The 17,360-nt window shown below is 68.2% G+C and carries 16 protein-coding genes; 9 read left to right on the forward strand and 7 right to left on the reverse strand.

Annotated elements, in window-relative coordinates:
• Positions 1-38 precede the first annotated feature (38 nt).
• Both ACCC97_RS00510 and ACCC97_RS00515 read right to left on the reverse strand, forming a co-directional pair.
• On the reverse strand, positions 39-1,244 hold the full coding sequence (locus ACCC97_RS00510) for a M20/M25/M40 family metallo-hydrolase (RefSeq protein ID WP_413331346.1): 1,206 nt from the start codon (positions 1,242-1,244) through the stop codon (positions 39-41).
• A 23-nt stretch (positions 1,245-1,267) separates the two neighbouring features.
• Positions 1,268-1,981: a helix-turn-helix domain-containing protein gene (locus tag ACCC97_RS00515; protein ID WP_413331347.1), complete on the reverse strand. Its 714-nt coding sequence runs from the start codon at positions 1,979-1,981 to the stop codon at positions 1,268-1,270.
• 202 nt (positions 1,982-2,183) lie between these two features.
• On the opposite strand from ACCC97_RS00515, the gene ACCC97_RS00520 reads away from it, so the two are divergent.
• The 8 genes from ACCC97_RS00520 to ACCC97_RS00555 are packed head-to-tail and all read left to right on the forward strand — an operon-like array spanning position 2,184 to position 11,869.
• A complete protein-coding gene (locus ACCC97_RS00520; protein WP_413331348.1) occupies positions 2,184-3,341 on the forward strand; it encodes an NAD(P)/FAD-dependent oxidoreductase in 1,158 nt (385 codons plus the stop codon).
• Between the two features lie 45 nt (positions 3,342-3,386).
• Positions 3,387-4,838, forward strand: coding sequence for a M81 family metallopeptidase (locus ACCC97_RS00525; protein WP_413331349.1), 1,452 nt, complete (start codon positions 3,387-3,389; stop codon positions 4,836-4,838).
• Positions 4,839-4,884: 46 nt separating this feature from the next.
• Entirely contained in the window at positions 4,885-6,477 is a 1,593-nt protein-coding gene (locus ACCC97_RS00530) for an ABC transporter substrate-binding protein (RefSeq protein ID WP_413331350.1), read from the forward strand.
• Between the two features lie 18 nt (positions 6,478-6,495).
• Positions 6,496-7,431, forward strand: coding sequence for an ABC transporter permease (locus ACCC97_RS00535; RefSeq protein WP_007831166.1), 936 nt, complete (start codon positions 6,496-6,498; stop codon positions 7,429-7,431).
• A gap of 24 nt (positions 7,432-7,455) precedes the next feature.
• A complete protein-coding gene (locus tag ACCC97_RS00540) occupies positions 7,456-8,349 on the forward strand; it encodes an ABC transporter permease (protein ID WP_413331416.1) in 894 nt (297 codons plus the stop codon).
• A 10-nt stretch (positions 8,350-8,359) separates the two neighbouring features.
• Entirely contained in the window at positions 8,360-9,400 is a 1,041-nt protein-coding gene (locus ACCC97_RS00545; RefSeq protein ID WP_007831171.1) for an ABC transporter ATP-binding protein, read from the forward strand.
• Entirely contained in the window at positions 9,397-10,395 is a 999-nt protein-coding gene (locus ACCC97_RS00550) for an ABC transporter ATP-binding protein (protein WP_413331351.1), read from the forward strand. The genes ACCC97_RS00545 and ACCC97_RS00550 overlap by 4 nt, the downstream gene beginning before the upstream one ends.
• A 16-nt stretch (positions 10,396-10,411) precedes the next feature.
• A complete protein-coding gene (locus ACCC97_RS00555; RefSeq protein WP_413331352.1) occupies positions 10,412-11,869 on the forward strand; it encodes an N-acyl-D-amino-acid deacylase family protein in 1,458 nt (485 codons plus the stop codon).
• 10 nt (positions 11,870-11,879) lie between these two features.
• On the opposite strand, the gene ACCC97_RS00560 is transcribed toward ACCC97_RS00555, so the two are convergent.
• From ACCC97_RS00560 to ACCC97_RS00580, 5 genes are all read right to left on the reverse strand, one after another.
• Entirely contained in the window at positions 11,880-12,092 is a 213-nt protein-coding gene (locus tag ACCC97_RS00560) for a hypothetical protein (RefSeq protein WP_007831182.1), read from the reverse strand.
• A 118-nt stretch (positions 12,093-12,210) separates the two neighbouring features.
• On the reverse strand, positions 12,211-13,101 hold the full coding sequence (locus tag ACCC97_RS00565) for a ZIP family metal transporter (protein ID WP_007831184.1): 891 nt from the start codon (positions 13,099-13,101) through the stop codon (positions 12,211-12,213).
• A gap of 108 nt (positions 13,102-13,209) precedes the next feature.
• On the reverse strand, positions 13,210-14,106 hold the full coding sequence (locus ACCC97_RS00570) for a dienelactone hydrolase family protein (protein ID WP_413313403.1): 897 nt from the start codon (positions 14,104-14,106) through the stop codon (positions 13,210-13,212).
• A 103-nt stretch (positions 14,107-14,209) separates the two neighbouring features.
• Positions 14,210-14,959 carry an aspartate/glutamate racemase family protein gene (locus tag ACCC97_RS00575; RefSeq protein WP_413331353.1) on the reverse strand — a complete coding sequence of 250 codons (750 nt, stop codon included), beginning with the start codon at positions 14,957-14,959 and terminating at the stop codon, positions 14,210-14,212.
• Between the two features lie 111 nt (positions 14,960-15,070).
• On the reverse strand, positions 15,071-15,961 hold the full coding sequence (locus tag ACCC97_RS00580) for a transporter substrate-binding domain-containing protein (RefSeq protein ID WP_007831192.1): 891 nt from the start codon (positions 15,959-15,961) through the stop codon (positions 15,071-15,073).
• Positions 15,962-16,147: 186 nt separating this feature from the next.
• On the opposite strand from ACCC97_RS00580, the gene ACCC97_RS00585 reads away from it, so the two are divergent.
• Positions 16,148-17,359 (forward strand): D-amino acid dehydrogenase, encoded by a 1,212-nt coding sequence (locus tag ACCC97_RS00585; protein WP_413331354.1) that lies wholly within the window; start codon positions 16,148-16,150, stop codon positions 17,357-17,359.
• Position 17,360: the final 1 nt, after the last annotated feature.

Consider the following 17,360-nt stretch of genomic DNA (forward strand, 5'->3'; position numbering starts at 1 on the left):
CGAGCCGGCTAACGCATGCCGGCTCTTTTCAGAACCTGTCAGTTCTTGCCGATTTCGGTCAGCAGCCGCGTGACGAGGTAGATGCGCGGCACGATCGAATCGACTTCGATGTACTCGTCGCGTGCGTGATAGCCGAAGCCCGCGAGGCCGAAGCTCTCGACCACCGTTGCCTTGCCCGAACGGCCCGCGTAGCCCGCATCGGTGCCGCCGCCGGTCATCGGCATCAGCGCGAGCTCGCGGTCGATTTCCTTGTAGATGGCCTGCGCCTTCTCGGCCAGCGCGCGGCCCTTGTCCCCCGCGATGAAGGCCGGGCGGCCCACTTCCACCTTCACCGTGGTCTCGGTGTCGGGAATCAGCTTGCCGGCGGCGATCTTGGCCTGCAGCGCTTCGTTGAGCTTCTTCTCGGCGCCCGGCTGCGTGATGCGGATGTCGCCCAGCGCCTGAGCCTTCTCGGTGATCTGGTTGATGGGGCCGGTGGCGCGTGCCACGGTCCAATTGAGCGTCACGCCGGGAATGTCCTTGGCGAGGTCCCTGGTCTGCAGCATCTGGTACGACAGTTCGTACAGCGCGTTGCGGCCCAGTTCGGGCGCGGCACCGGCATGCGCGGCGCGCCCCTTCACCTCCATCGTTGCCTGTGCGATGCCGGCCGCGCCCAGGAGCAGCGACTCGCCCTTGGCCACCGATTTCGCCACCGTCGGTTCGAAAGACAGCACCGTGTCGTGCTGGTCGGCCATGGTGGCGATCAGTTCGCCGGAGCCGACCGAGCCCACTTCCTCGTCGGGATTCATCAGCACGGTGAGCGTGTCGTAGTCGCGCCAGCCGGCGTCGGCCAGGATCTTCAGCGACGCCAGTATCACCGCGAGGCCGCCCTTGTCGTCGGCGATGCCGGGGCCGTAGATGCGGTTGCCGTCGACCTTGTAGGGCTGGCTGTTCAGGATGCCGGGCGCGTACACCGTGTCCATGTGACCCTGCAGCATGATCTTGCGCTTGCCCGTGCCCTTGAGGGTGCCGATGACGAGGTCGGCGCCCGCGCCGGCCGTGGCCTTGCGGCGCTCGGTCTTGAAGCCGGCGGCCTTCAACCGCCCTTCTACCACGTCAGCCATCTTGAGCAGGCCCTCGACGTTGAGGCTGCCCGAATCGATCAGCACCATCTCCTTGAGGTTGTCGATCACGGCGGGCTGCGCCTTCTCGGCGGCGGCGAGCATAGCGGGGCAAGGCGCCGGCCGCGCGCAAATCGGAGACACCCGGCGCCGTGCGAGAACGCTGCTCAGCGCTTGGCGCGAGCCGCGGTCTTCTTCGCGGCCCTGGTCTTGCGAGGCGCCTTCAACGCAGGCGCCTCGCGCGCAGATTGCATGTGCCCGCTCTCGCCGATGGTCATGCCCACGATGCGCGCAAGCTGGCGGCTCACGCTGATGTAGGCGTGGCCCAGGCGGCTGTCGAAGTACAGCGAGTCGCCCTTGGCCATGCGCACCACCTCGCCGTTGTCGAAGTGCACCTCGATCTCGCCCGACAGCACATAGGCGAACTCCTCGCCGCCGTGCCGCACGAAGTCTTCCGGGCCGTGGATCTTTCGCGCATGCACCGTGCCGACGATGGGGCTCATCTGCTTGCCCGCCGCGGTGGTGCCGAGGAACTCGTAGGCGATGGAAAGCCCCTTGTAGACCACGCCCTTGCCCGCGCGCGTGACCACCGGCCCGTCGAGCTGCGCGGGCTTGACGCCGGCGCCCGCGAACATGGCGTTCATGTCCATCTCCAGCGCGCGGCCCAGCGCCGTGAAGTTCTCGTAGCCCAGCGCGAGCTGGCCGCGCTCGGCGCGCGAGATGGTGGTGATCGACACGCCCGAGCGCTCCGCGAGCTGCGCCAGCGTCCAGCCGAAGCGCTTGCGCGCGGTGCGCAGGCGGTTGCCGAAGGTGGCGCGGTCCAGCGTGGGCGGCTCGTCCCCGGGCTTCGCTCCCGTCTTGGTCCCTGTGTGTGGATTCACGCTTGGCTTTCTCCTGTGGTGCCGGAGATTCTGCCAGCCGGGGCGCGCGCCATCCATGCCAACCCGCGTGACGCAGGCGCGAAAGTTGCGTATACGCAAATTGCGTGAACGCAAATTTCACCAGCACGGTGCATCATGGTTTCCCCTTGGCATCTCTGAATTAATTTGCGTATCCGCAAAATTCTTCCTACACTTTTCGTCGATGACTTCCAGCACTGCAGAGCCCATCGTGGCTGACTTCCTCGTGATCGGCGGCGGCATCGCCGGGGCCTCGGTGGCCCACTGGCTCGCGCCGCACGCCCGCGTGATCCTTCTCGAACGCGAATCGCAACCCGGCTACCACTCCACCGGCCGCTCCGCCGCCCTCTTCATGGAAAGCTACGGCACCGCGCAGGTGCGTGCCCTCACCATGGCGAGCCGGGCCTTCCTCGAACACCCGCCCGAAGGCTTCAGCGAGCACCCGCTGCTCACGCCCCGCGGCGCGATGATGGTCGCGGGCGCCGACCACATGGCCGAGCTCGAAGCCCACTGGCAGGTGCTGCGCGACATGAACACCGGCGCCTCGCGCCTGAGCGGCGAAGAGGCGCGCGAGATGGTGCCGGCCTTGCGCCCCGAGCAGGTGCAAGGCGCCGTCTACGAGCCTGATGCGTCCGACATGGACGTGCACGCCATCCACCAGGGCTATCTGCGCGGCATGCGGCGCGCGGGCGGCAAGCTGGTGTGCGATGCGGGCGTGACGGCCATTCAACGTGTGGGCGACCGCTGGCGCGTGGAAGCCGGCGGCGCGATGTACGAAGCGCCCGTGGTGCTCAACGCGGCCGGTGCATGGGTCGACACCATCGCGCGCATGGCCGGCGTGCCGCCGCTGGGCATCGAGCCGCGCCGGCGCTCGGCGTTCATCTTCGCGCCACCCGATGGCCAGAGCGTGGCTCACTGGCCGATGGTGTTCGGCGCCGACGAGGGCTGGTACATCAAGCCCGACGCCGGCATGCTGCTCGGCTCCCCGGCCAATGCCGATCCGGTCGAGCCGCAGGACGTGCAGCCGGAGGAGATGGACATCGCCATCGCCATGCATCGCATCGAGGAAGCGACCACCCTCGCCATCCGCCGCCCCACGCGCACCTGGGCCGGCCTGCGTTCCTTCGTGGCCGACGGCGATCTCGTCGGCGGCTTCGAACCCGGCGTGCCCGGCTTCTTCTGGGTGGCCGCGCAGGGCGGCTACGGCATCCAGACATCGGCCGCCATGGGCGAGGCCTGCGCCGCGCTGGCGCGCGGGCTGCCGCTGCCCGAGCGCATCGCCTCCTTCGGGCTCACGGCGGAAATGCTGGGCCCGCAGCGGCTGCGCGCGGCCGCGGGCTGAGCCCGACCCGCCTCCGACAACAAACCCACCCCACGAGGTCCGACCATGCGCGTCTTCAGTGCTTCCCTTGCCACCGAAACCAACACCTTCGGTCCGATGCCGACAGGCCTCGCCTCCTTCAAGGACCGTGGCTACTTCCCCGCCGGCAAGCACCCCGAGGCGATGACGCTGTTCTCGGGCCCGCTGTGGGCCGCACGCATGCGCGGCGCCGACAAGGGCTGGACGCTGTTCGAAGGCATGGTGGCCGGCGCGCAGCCCAGCGGCACGACCACGCGCCACGCCTATGAGACGCTGCGCGACGAGCTGCTCGACGACCTGCGCGCGGTGCTGCCGGTCGACATGGTGCTGCTCGGCCTGCACGGCGCGATGGTGGCCGACGGCTACGACGACTGCGAGGGCGACCTGCTGGCGCGCGTGCGGCAGATCGTCGGCCCCGACGTGGTGATCGGCGCGGAGCTCGACCCGCACAACCACCTCACGCGGGAGATGATCTCCAACGCGAACGTGATGATCTCCTTCAAGGAGTACCCGCACACCGACGTACTCGAGCGCGGGCTGGAGCTGGTCGACATCTGCGCCGCCACGGTCGAGGGCAAGGTGCGGCCGGTGCCCGCGGTGGTCGACTGCGACATGATCGTCACCGTCCACACCTCGCGCCAGCCGGCGCGCGGCTTCGTCGAGCGCATGCAGTCGCTCGAGGGCAAGAACGGCGTGCTCTCGGTCTCGCTCACGCACGGCTTTTCGTGGGGCGACGTGCCCGAGATGGGCACCAAGGTGCTGGTCTACACCGACGGCGACAAGGCCCAGGCCGACCTGCTGGCGCGCCAGCTCGCCGACGAGGTCATCGCCATGCGCGACGGCCTCACCGTCAACTACCCAGGCATCGATGCATCGCTGGACGAGGCCCTGGCCTTCGACGGCGGCCCGGTGGTGATCTCCGACGGCGCCGACAACCCCGGCGGCGGCGCGGCCAGCGACTCCACCTTCATCCTGCGCCGCATGGTCGAGCGCGGCATCACCAATGCGGCGCTGGGCCCGCTGTGGGACCCGATCGCGGTGCGCATCGCCTTCGACGCGGGCGTGGGCGCGAAGCTGCCGATGCGCCTCGGCGGCAAGATCAGCCCGCTGTCGGGCGACCCGCTCGATGTCGAATGCACCGTGAAGGCGCTCAAGCACGACCTGGTGATGACCGGCCTGGCCGGCACGCCCACGCTGATGGGCGACAGCGCGCTGGTCGAGGCCAACGGCATCGAGATCGTGCTGATCACCCTGCGCAACCAGGCGATGGGCACCGACCTCTTCACGCAGCTGGGCTGCGACCTCGCCGCCAAGAAGATCATCGTCGTGAAGTCTTCCCAGCATTTCTACGCGTCGTATTCCAAGGTGGCGAAGCACGTCATCTACGCAGGCGCACCGGGCGCCGTCACGCTCGACCTGAACACGCTGCCGTATCGCAAGGCCCGCCTGCCGAAATGGCCGATCGGCGTCGCGGCCTGAGCCCTTCCTTCTTTTTTTGCTGCCTGCCCTCACCGGAGAACCGACGATGAAACGACGGACGCTTGGCGCTCTCGCCGCCCTGGCCCTTTCCACCGCCTTCGCGGCGAGCCTTCCCGCGCATGCCCAGACGCCGCAGCCCAAGACGCTGAAGGTGGTGGCGCATGCCGACCTGAAGATCCTCGACCCGACCTTCACCACCGCCTACATCTCGCGCAACTTCGGCTACATGGTCTACGACACGCTCTTCGCGCAGGACGCGAACGGCAAGCCGCAGCCGCAGATGGTGGAGAAGTACACCGCCTCGAAGGACGGCAAGCAGTGGAGCTTCACGCTGCGCCCCAACCTCAAGTTCTCCGACGGCAGCGCCGTCACCTCGGCCGACGCGGTCGCCTCGCTGCAACGCTGGGCCGCACGCGACAGCCTCGGCCGCGCCATGACGGCCAGCGGTGCCGAGTGGAAGGCCACCGACGCGCGCAGCTTCATGCTCACGCTCAACGAGCCCTTCGGCATGGTGCTCGACGCGCTGGCCAAGCCCTCGGGCTTTCCGCCGGTGGTCCTGCCCGAGCGGCTGGCGAAGATGCCGGCCACCGCGCCGCTCACCGAAGTGCTGGGCTCCGGCCCCTTCGTCTTCAAGCGCGACGAATGGGTGCCGGGCAACAAGGCGGTGTTCGTGCGCAACCCCAACTACGTGGCACGCAGCGAGCCGCCGAGCGGCCTGGCCGGCAGCAAGAAGAGCAGCTTCGATCGCGTCGAGTGGCTCTACCTGCCTGACGCCAACAGCGCCGTGGCCGCCCTCAAGCGCGGCGAGGTCGACATCATCGAGCAGCTGCCGCCCGACTACATCGCGCCGCTGCGCACCGACACGGGCGTGAAGATCGGCTCCGGCGGCGCCTACCAGGGCTTCCTGGTGATGAACCAGCTGCATCCGCCCTTCAACAACCCGAAGGTGCGCCAGGCGCTGCTGCAGGCCGTGAGCCAGGAGCGCTTCATGGCGGCCATGGGCTTCCCGCTGGACATGCGCATGGCCTACTGCGCCACCTACTTCATCTGCGGCAGCCCCAACGACACCGCGGCCGGCGCCGAGCCCTACCGCAAGGCCGACGTCGCCAAGGCCAAGAAGATGCTCGCCGACGCCGGCTACAAGGGCGAGAAGGTGGTGCTGCTGGTACCCAGCGACGTGCCCTACCTGAACGCCGAGGCGCTGATGGCCGTGCAGACCATGAAGAGCATCGGCCTGAACGTCGACGCCCAGACCATGGACTGGGCCTCCATCGGCGCGCGCCGCGCCAAGCGCGACGCTGGCGATGCCGGCGGCTGGAACATGTACGTCACCGTGGCCGGCGAGTTCGACGCCAACTCGCCCATCAGCAACGCCTACCTGAGCGCGGCCTGCGGCAACACCCTGCCCGGCTGGCCCTGCGACAAGCCACTGGACGAACTCCGCACCGCATGGCTGAAGGAAACGGTGCCCGCCAAGCGCAAGGAACTGCTCGACGCGTTCCAGGCCCGCGCCTACGAGGCCGTGCCCTACATCAACGCAGGCCAGTACTCGGCCGCCTTCGCGGCGCGCACCAGCCTGAAGGGGCTGGACAAGCTGTGGTCCGGCATGCCGACAGTCTGGGCGCTCGACAGGCAATAAGGATTCGAGGGCACCGCCATGGGCTACATCGTTCGACGCTTCATCGCGACCCTGCCCGTCATGGCGGTGGTGGCCGTGGTGGTGTTCCTGCTGATCCATCTTTCACCGGGCGACCCGGCCGCGCTCATCGCGGGCGACCTCGCCACGACCGAAGACATCGAGAAGCTGCGCGCCGCGCTCGGCCTGAACCTGCCGCTGTGGCAGCAGTTCGGGCTGTGGATCGGCAAGCTCTTCACCGGCGACCTCGGCACCTCGATCTTCACGCAGATGCCGGTCACACAGCTGCTGGGTCAGCGGCTGGAGCCGACCGTGTCCATCGCCGCACTGACGATGCTCATCACGCTGGTGGTCTCGGTGCCGCTGGGCACGCTCGCGGCCTACCGCGCGGGCAGCTGGATCGACCGGCTGGTGATGCTGTTCGCGGTGCTGGCCTTCTCGGTGCCGGTGTTCCTCGTGGGCTACCTGCTGGTCTACAGCTTCGCGATCCAGCTGCCGTGGTTTCCGGTGCAGGGCTACGTGCGCTTCGCCGAGGGCCCGGGCGAGTGGCTGCGCTCGCTGGTGCTGCCTTGCGTGAACCTGGCGCTGGTCTACATCGCGCTGGTGACACGCATGACGCGCGCCACCGTGCTCGAGGTGCTGCACGAGGACTACATCCGCACCGCCCGCGCCAAGGGCCTGGGCGTGCTGCCGGTGCTGGGCCATGCGCTGCGCAACGCGGCCATTCCCATCGCCACCACCGTGGGCGCGGGCATCGCGCTGCTGATCGGCGGCGTGGTGGTCACCGAGACGGTGTTCGCCATTCCGGGCGTAGGCCGGCTGGTGATCGACTCGGTGCAGCGCCACGACTACCCGGTGATCCAGAGCGTGCTGCTGCTGTCGGCCGGGGTGTACGTGCTGATCAACCTGCTGATCGACCTGAGCTACCGCCTGTTCGATCCGCGCATCCAGTACTGAACAAACATGTCCACGGTCCTCCCCATGAGCGAGATCGACGCGCCCGCCCCCACGGTGCCGGATGCACACGGCGACACCCCCTTCGTGCCGCCGCGCTGGCGCTGGGCGCGCAAACACCCGACGCTGATCATCGGCGCACTGCTGCTGATCCTGATGGCAGCCCTCTCCATCGGCGCCCCCTGGGTCGCCACGCACGACCCGCAGGACATCGACCCTCTGATGCGCATGCAGCCGCCGTCGGGCGAGCACTGGTTCGGCACCGACGCGCTCGGCCGCGACGTGTTCAGCCGCGCCGTGTGGGGCGGACAGGTGTCGATGATCGTGGGTGCCACGGTCGCGGTGCTGGCCACTCTCTTCGGCGTCGTGCTCGGGCTGGTGTCGGGCTTCGTGCGCTGGGCGGACGGTCCGATCATGCGGGTGATGGACGGGCTCATGGCCATCCCCGGCATCCTGCTGGCCATCGCGCTGATGGCCGTGACGCGCGCCAGCCTGACGACGGTGATCGTCGCCATCACCGTGCCCGAGATCCCGCGCGTGGTGCGGCTGGTGCGTTCGCTCGCGCTCACGCTGCGCGAACAGCTGTATGTGGAGGCCGCGCACGCGGTCGGCACGCGGCTGCCGATGATCCTGCTGCGCCACGTGCTGCCGAACATCGTGGCGCCGCTGGTGGTGCAGGCCACCTTCGTGGCGGCGGCGGCGGTGCTGACCGAGGCGGCGCTGTCGTTCCTCGGCGTGGGCGTGCCGTCGCAGACGCCGAGCTGGGGCAACATGATGGCCGAGGGCCGCAACTTCGTGGCGGTGGCGTTCCACATCATCCTGTACCCGGGCCTGCTGCTGGCGGCCACGGTGCTGGCCATCAACCTGCTCGGCGACGGCCTGCGCGATGCGCTGGACCCGCGCCTGGCGCGGCAACTGTGAAGGGCATGCCATGACGATCACCATGTCCCACACCGCACTTGCCCCCGGCGAGCCGCTGCTCGAAGTCGACAACCTGCGCACCCATTTCCACACGCTGGCGGGCGTAGTGCGCTCGGTCGACGGGGTTTCGTACACCGTGCGCGCGGGTCGCACGCTCGGCGTGGTCGGCGAATCGGGCTGCGGCAAGAGCGTGACCGCGCTGTCGATCCTGCGGCTGGTGCCGACGCCGCCGGGCCGCCACATGGGCGCCGTGCGGCTGCGCGGCACCGACCTGATGCAGCTCAGCGAACGCGAGATGCGGCAGATCCGCGGCAACCGCATCTCGATGATCTTCCAGGAGCCGATGACATCGTTGAACCCGGTGCTCACCGTGGGCCGGCAGATCGCCGAGACGGTGCAGCTGCACCAGAAGGCCAGTCGCGCCGACGCCATGAAGCGCGCGGTCGAGATGCTGCGCGTGGTGCAGATCCCCGAGCCCGAGCGCCGCGTGAACGAGTACCCGCACCAGCTTTCGGGCGGCATGCGCCAGCGCGTGATGATCGCGCTGGCCCTGGCCTGCAACCCAGAGGTGCTGATCGCCGACGAGCCGACGACCGCCCTGGACGTGACCATCCAGGCGCAGATCCTCGACCTCATCAAGCGGCTGCAGAAGGAGCTGGGCATGGGCGTGGTGATGATCACGCACGACCTTGGCGTGGTGGCCGAGAGCTGCGACCGCGTGGTGGTCATGTACGCCGGAAAGAAGGTGGAAGAAGCCGACGTCATCGACCTGTTCGACCGCCCGCTGCATCCCTACACCCGCGCACTGATGGCCTCGATGCCCGCGATGAACACCGCGAGCACGCGACTGACCGAGATTCCGGGACTGGTGCCGGCCGCGCACGAGCTGGGCCGGGGCTGCGCTTTCGCCGCGCGCTGCAGCCACGCGCGTGAACGCTGCCGCACCGAAACGCCGAAGCTGGTGCCGCAGGAGGGCGATCACGTGGTGGCCTGCTTCGCCGTCGAGGAACACTGGGCACAACCGGCCGGCGCCGAGGAGATGGCCGCATGACGACAGCAGCAACAACGACCGCACCGCTGCTGCAGGTGCGCAACCTGCGCAAGCACTACACCACGCCCAAGCGCTGGCTGCGGCCGGCCCGGCCGCCGATCCAGGCGGTGGATGGCGTTTCGTTCGACGTCGCTCGCGGCGAAACGCTATCGCTCGTGGGCGAATCGGGCTGCGGCAAGACGACCACGGCCAAATCGGTGCTGCGGCTGGTGGAGCCCAGCGCGGGCTCGGTGCAGCTCGAAGGCGAGGAGCTGCTGACGCTTTCCTCGAACGAGATGCGCATGCGCCGGCGGCAGCTGCAGATCATCTTCCAGGACCCGTACGCCTCGCTGAACCCGCGCCTGACGGCCGGCGATATCGTGGCCGAGCCCATGCGCAACTTCGGCATGGGCGCGGCGGCCGAGCGGCGCGAACGGGTGCAGTGGCTGTTCTCGCGCGTGGGCCTTCGGCCGGAAGCGGCGAAGAAATTTCCGCACGAGTTCTCGGGCGGGCAGCGCCAGCGCCTGGGCATCGCGCGGGCGCTGGCGCTGAACCCGAAGCTGATCGTGTGCGACGAGCCGGTGTCGGCGCTCGACGTGTCGGTGCAGGCTCAGGTCGTCAACCTGCTGATGGACCTGCAGGCCGAGTTCGGCATCGCGTATCTCTTCGTCGCGCACGACCTTGCGGTGGTGCGCCACATCAGCCATCGCGTGGCGGTGATGTACCTCGGCCACATCGTGGAGATCGCCGACCGCGACACGCTGTTCTCGGCGCCGCTGCATCCGTATACCGAGATTCTCCTGTCGGCCGTGCCGGTGCCCAACCCGCGCACGCCGGCGCGGCGCATGCTGCTGCAGGGCGATCCGCCGAGCCCGGCGAACCCGCCTTCGGGCTGCCGCTTCCACACCCGCTGCCCGATGGCGCAGGCGGTGTGCAAGGAGAAGGCGCCCGAGCTAGGCGAGCGGCCGTCGTCGTCCGCGAACGGAAGCCATCTGGTCGCCTGCCATTTCCGCTGAAGAAAGGATTTCTCCCGTGTCCAAAAAGCTCCCTCACTACGAACTTCTGATCCGCGGCGGCACCGTGATCGACGGCACCAAGGCGCCGCGCTTCGATGCAGACATCGGCATCGTCGGCGACCGCATCGTCGCCATCGGCAAGCTCGCGGGCCACACGGCGGAACAGACGATCGACGCCACCGGCCGCATCGTCGCCCCGGGCTTCATCGACTCGCATACGCACGACGACCAGGCTGTGCTGTCTCAGGCGCAGATGCCATTCAAGGTGTCGCAGGGCGTGACCACGGTAGTGGCGGGCAACTGCGGCATCAGCGCCGCACCGCTGCGCGCCGACATGGACCTGCCCATGCCGCTGAGCCTGCTCGATTCGCCAGCCGAGGGCCGCTTCACCAGCTTCGCCGCGTACCTCGACGCGCTGCGCGCCACGCCATCGTCGGTGAACGTCGCCGCGATGGTCGGCCACTCGACCCTGCGCGCCGTGGCCATGGCCGACCTCGACCGCCCCGCGAACGACAGCGAGATCGCAGCCATGCAGGCGCTGGTCGAAGAAGCGATGCAGGCCGGCGCCATCGGCATGTCGACCGGCACCTTCTACCCGCCCGCCGTGAAGGCGACGACCGAGGAAATCATCGAGGTTGGCCGCCCGCTCACCGCACGCAAGGCGCTGTACGTGACGCACATGCGCGATGAGAGCGACCGCGTGATGGAGTCGCTCGAAGAGACTTTCCACATCGGCCGCGCGCTCGACATCCCGGTGGTGGTGTCGCATCACAAGGTGCAGAACACGCACAACTTCGGCAAGACGAAAGTCACGCTGCCCTTCATCAAGGAGGCGATGCAGCACCAGTGCATCGGGCTCGACTGCTATCCGTACACGGCGGGTTCCACCATGATCCGCACCGACCGCGGGATGATGGAAGGCCGCGTGCTCATCGCGTCGAGCGTGCCGCATCCCGAGTGCGCGGGCCGCGACCTGAAGGACATCGCCGCCGAATGGGGCGTGTCGGGCGAAGAGGCGGCGAAACGGCTGCAGCCCGGCAGCGCCATCTACTTCATGATGGACGAGGACGACGTGCAGCGCATCCTCGCCTTCGACGAGACCATGATCGGCTCCGACGGCATTCCGCTGGGCGAGAAGCCGCATCCGCGCCTGTGGGGCACCTTCCCACGCGTGCTTGGCCACTACAGCCGCGATGTCGGCCTGTTCCCGCTGGAGACGGCGGTGTGGAAGATGACCGGGCTCACGGCCCGCAACTTCGGCCTGCACGAGCGCGGCACGCTGAAGCCGGGGCACCACGCCGATGTGGTGATCTTCAACGCCGCGACGGTGCGCGACACAGCGAACTACGAAACGCCGACGCGGGCGGCCGAAGGCATCGACGCGGTGATCGTGAACGGCGCCGTGACCTGGCGCGCCGGCGTGCACAGCGGGGCACGCAACGGACAGGTGATCACGCGGCGCGACGCAGCCTGAGCGAGCGAGGTCAGTCGGGCGCGTTCATGACGCGATCGAATTCCTCGTCGGCCGGCACGTTGTCTGCATCGAGCTCGCTCGCATCGGTGAGGTCGATACCCGTTTCCTCCGACAGGTCGTCGGACACGTCGGCATCCTGCTCCTCGAAGTCATCGGCGGGCATGTCGTCCTCGTCGTCTTCGGCGGGCGCAGCGGATCGCGCGGTGGCGTCGATGGTGTTCATGATCGGTTCCTCGGCAGATTTCTGACAGCCCCCCTATGGTGCGCCTGTTTCGACCGTTGCGGTTCATCCGGCGCGCAGCATCGGTGTCGGGAAGTTTCCTGCAGGAGCTGGAGGACCGTCAGTCCTTGTGCACGTGGCCGTGCTCCCCGTGGCCCGGGTCGTCGTGGCCATGGTCGTGCCCTTGCTCGCCGTGTGCCAGCCGGCTCACGAGCGTGACCAGCACGATGCCCGCGGCCAGCCACAGGATCTGCGCGGCGGTCTGGCGCGCCGGCAGGCGCTTCTGCAGTTGCGGAATCAGGTCGGCCAGCGCCACGTAGACAAAACTACTACTAGCCAGCACCAGGAAGTACGGCAGCCAGCTGTGCAGCTGATCGATCAGCCACCAGCCCGCGATGCCGCCCAGCGCGGTCATGGTGCCGGCCAGCGACACCTTCACCAGCGCTGCGCGCTGGTTGGCCGAACTCTGGCGCAGCACGACGAGGTCGCCGATGTGATGCGGAACTTCGTGCGCCAGCACCGCGATGGCGGCGACCAGGCCGAGGCGCAGGTCGGCGGTGAAGGCCGAGGCGATCAGGATGCCGTCGCCGAAGCAGTGCACGCTGTCCCCCGTGAGCACGGCCCACCCGCCGGTGCGGGGCCCGTGGTCGTGTGCATGAGCGTGCGAGTGCTCGTGGCCATGGTCGTGGCCGTCGTGCCCGCCCTTCTCCTCGCCATGGTGATGCTCATGCCCGTGGTGCCACAGCTCGGCCTTGTCGAGCAGGAAGAAGAACACCAGCCCGAACAGCAGCACGGCGAACAGCAGCGCCGGCTCGATGCGGCTTTCGAAGGCTTCGGGCAGCAGGTGCATGAAGGCAGTGGCCAGCAGCGCGCCGGCCGCCAGGCTCAGCAGGTGCTGCGGGTTCACGCCGCCCGACCCGCTGCGCACACCCACCTTCAACAACAGGGCCGCGAGCCAGACGCTCCCGATACCGGCAACCAGGGTCGCCGCGATGATGACTATCAAATTCATAGCTGGGCTTGCGCAAGAAGAGCGGCCGTCAGGGCCGCATACCGTTCATAAAAAGAGAAAGGCCGTCACGCGGACGGCCTTCGGCGGGGTGGCTACAAGGCGCCGTCTTCAGGCGACGCCATTGGCTTTGAACCAGGCCGTGGCGCGTTGCCAGCCGTCTTCCGCCGCGCTCTTGACATAGCTCGGGCGGTAGTCGGCGTGGAATGCATGGCCTGCTTCGGGATACACGACGAAGCTCGACGCCTTGGCCGCCGGGGTTCCGGTGGCCAGAGCTGCTTTCATCTTATCAACCGTGTCAAGAGGGATGCCCTGGTCTTTTCCACCGTACAGGCCGAGCACCGGCGCCTGCAGGCCGGCGGCGATGTCGATCGGGTGTTTCGGCGTCAGTACGCTGGCCTGCCCGGCCAGCCGGCCGTACCAGGCCACGCCCGCCTTGACCTTGCCGGTGGCGGCATAGAGCCAGACGATGCGACCGCCCCAGCAGAAGCCGGTGATGCCGGCCTTGCCGGTGTCGCCGCCGTTGGCCCTGGCATAGGCCAGCGCGCCGTCGAGGTCGGCCATGACCTGCGCGTCGGGCACCTTGGTGACGATGTCGGCCTGCAGCTTCGGAATGTCGGTGTAACCGCGCGGGTCGCCCTGGCGCGCATACAGCTCGGGAGCGATGGCCATGTAGCCGAGTTGGGCGAAGCGGCGGCAGGTGTCGGCGATGTACTCGTGCACGCCGAAGATTTCCTGGATCACCAGGATCACCGGCAGGCCGGTCTTACCTTCTGGCGCGGCCGCGTAGGCGGGCACCTCGAAGCCGTTGACGGTGTACTTGATGGGGCCGGCCTTCAGGCCTTCGGCCGTGGTGCTGATGGCGGTCTGCGCCATCACCGGCAACACGGCAGCCGCGTAGCCCACGCCGATGGCGGCCTTGAGCGCGGTGCGGCGCGTGGCGCCCTGCCCGGTGCTCTCGCCGGGGCGAAGCGAATCGAAGTCGGAACGGCTGTCGTCGAGGGACATGGGAAGGGCTCCAGTTGAATCGTCGAACAATGGGGCGTGGCGCCATGGAAAACGCACGCCGCAATGTAGGCGAAATCGGCCCTGCCCCTCCAAGCCCTGAAATTCAGTGGGGTTGGTGCGACGCGTACGCCCGGCACGCCAGCGCAGCGGCCAGCACCTGCGCGGGATCGACCAGGTCCAGCCCGGCCACGGCCGCAGAGCCTTGCAGCCCCAGCGGCACCTCGGTGCAGCCCATGATGATGGTGACGGGGCCGTGGCGTTCGGCGAGCTTCAGGGCCACCTCGTAGAAGCACTGCTCGGCGAGCGGCATGTTGCCGGCCTTCACGCCGTCGAAGATGCCCCGCATGATGGTCCGGCGCTCCTCGGGCAGCGGCACGTGGCAGCCCAGGCCCGCGTCGGCCAGCGCCTGTTCGTAGAGCCGCACGCGGTAGGTGCCTTCGGTGGCCATCAGCGCCACGCCGGCCGCGCCCTGCTCGGCCACGTGGCGCGCCGTTTCGCGCGCCATGTGCAGCAGCTCGACCTGCGGAAAACGCTCCTGCAGGTTGGCGTGCCAGGCATGCGCGGTGTTGCATGCAATGGCGACGGCCCTGCTGCCCAGCGCGGCCAGGCGGCCCAGCGCCTGCAGCATCGGTTCGAGCGGCTGATGCGCGCCCTGCTCGGCCGAAGCCAGCGCGTCGGTGCGGTCGGGCACCGGCACCTGCGCGAGCCAGTGCTCGGGAAAGGCCTGGTCGCGCACCGGCTCGCCGCGCGAGCGCATCTGCTGCGCGCAGGCCTGCACGAAGAGCCGCACGAAGTCAGCGCCCGCCGCGGGGCCCATGCCCCCCAAGATGCCTACAACGTTCGTCGAAGCCATGATCTTTCTCTTTTCAGGAATACCGCGGAACCGGCTTTGCCGGGCCGCTGGTATTGCCCCCGGTAGGGGGTTGGCGAAGCGACACGAAGTGCGCGCAGCCTGGGGGCGAGCTCAAGTAGCGGGCTTGTCGCTGAGGGCCTTCAGGTTTTCCTTCAGCTGCGGGCTCATCGGCAGGTTCAGCGGCACGTTCTTCGGCGGGATCGGCTGCATGAACCACTTGTTGTAGAGCTTCTCGAACTCGCCGCTCTTCATCATGCCGGCGAAGGTGTCGTCCACCAGCTTCTTGAAGGCCGGGTCGTCCTTGGGCAGCATGCAGGCATAGGGCTCGACCTGCAGCGGCTCGCCCACCACCTCGAAGTCGGCCGGCGTCTTGGAATTGGCGATCAGGCCGAACAGCAGGATGTCGTCCATGGCGAAGGCCACGGCGCGATCGCTTTCCACCAGCAGGAACGAATCCGCGTGGTCCTTGCCGAGCACGATGTCCATGCCAAGGTTCTTCTCGGTGTTGTACTTGCGCATGACCAGCGCGTTGGTGGTGCCGGTGGTGCTCGCCACGGTCTTCTTCGCGAGGTCGGCGTAGTCCTTGATCTTCGAAGACTTCTTCACCAGCAGGCGCGTACCGGTATAGAAGTGATTGATGGCAAAGGCCACGTCCTTGCCGCGTGCGGAGTTGTTGGTGGTGGAGCCGCACTCCAGGTCGACGGTGCCGTTGGTGATCAGCGGAATGCGGTTTTGCGAAGTGACGGGCATCAGCGCGACCTGCAGGTTGGGCTTGTTCAGCTTCTTCTTCACTGCTTCGACCACAGCGTTGGAGAGCTCCACCGAAAACCCGATCGGCTTGTTGGGGCCATCGAGATAGCTGAAGGGCACCGACGACTCGCGGTAGGCGAGCGTGATCTTGCCGGACTCGGCGATCTTGGCGAGCGTGTCGGCGGCCTGCGCGCCCGTGGCGGTGAAAAGCACCGCGGCGGCCATCGAAGCCATCAGGACGGAAAGTTTCATTCGAGCCCTCATTCGGTTGGATTGAACAGGCGGCCAGTGTAGGAAGGAGTGACGCAAAGCGACAATTCCAATTGAAATCCGACCCATGCCCAAAGGTTATGGGCGAGGCTTCTTTTGGCATTTCCTGCCGGGGCCGCGTCCTCCTACAGTCTTGGCTCTGATCTCAACCTCCGGAAAGTTGCCTCCATGCATGTGTGTGTGCTCGGTGCCGGCATCGTGGGCCTGGCCACCGCCTGGCAGCTCGAACGCCAGGGCCATCAGGTCACCGTGATCGACCGTGCCGGCCCCGGCGCAGGTGCAAGCGGCGGCAATGGCGCGCAGCTCAGCTATTCGTACGTGCAGCCGCTGGCCGATCCGTCGATCTGGAAGCAGTTGCCCAAGCTGCTGCTGTCGCCCACCTCGCCGCTGAAGCTGCGGCCGCAACTCGATCCGCTGCAGTGGCGCTGGGGCATGGCCTTTCTTGCCGCCTGCAACGCACAGACGTCGCGCGACACGACGGCCAGGCTGCTGGCGCTGGCCGCATCGAGCCGCACCGGGTTCGAGGCGATGCAGGCCGACATCGCGCCCGACTGCGATTTCTCGGCCACCGGGAAACTGGTGCTGTACGGCAACTCGGCGTCGCTCGAGGGTGCACGCGCGCAGCTTGAACTGCAGCGCGCCATGGGTAGCGAACAGCGGTTGGTGACGCCCGACGAATGCATCGCCATCGAGCCCGCGCTCGCCGGCTACCGCGGCCAGATGGCGGGCGCCGTCTACACGCCGAGCGAATGTGCAGCCGACTGCCTCAAGGTGTGCGCCGAGCTGATGCGCGCACTGAGTGCGCGCGGCGTGCGCTTCATGCTCGGCGCCGACGTGAATGGCTTTGCGCGCAGCGAAGACCGCATCGCCGCGGCACGGACCAGCAACGGCGACGTGGAAGCCGATGCTTTCGTGATGGCGCTGGGCTCGGCCTCGCACAAGCTCGGCCGCGCACTCGGCGCCTACCTGCCGGTGTACCCGCTCAAGGGCTACAGCATCACGGTCGACGTCGATCCGGCGCCCGGCGCCGCCCCGCATGTGAACGTGACCGACAGCGCACGCAAGGTGGTGTTCGCGCGCATCGGCTCACGCCTGCGCGTGGCGGGCATGGCCGAGCTCGTGGGACACGACGCGAGCATTCCGGCCACGCGCATCGAGACGCTGTCAGCCGCGACCCGCGCCCTCTTTCCGCATGCGAGCCGGCTGGAAGAACTGCATCCCTGGACGGGCATGCGGCCCGCTACGCCGACGGGGCTGCCGATCATCGGGCGGCTGCCGAGCGCACCGTCGAACATGCTGTTCAACACGGGCCATGGCGCGCTGGGGTTCACGCTGGCGTTCGGCTCGGCGCTGCAGATCGCACAGGACTTGCAGGCCTGAA

Source organism: Variovorax sp. Varisp85 (assembly GCF_047304045.1).
In the GTDB taxonomy this organism is placed as follows: domain Bacteria; phylum Pseudomonadota; class Gammaproteobacteria; order Burkholderiales; family Burkholderiaceae_C; genus Variovorax.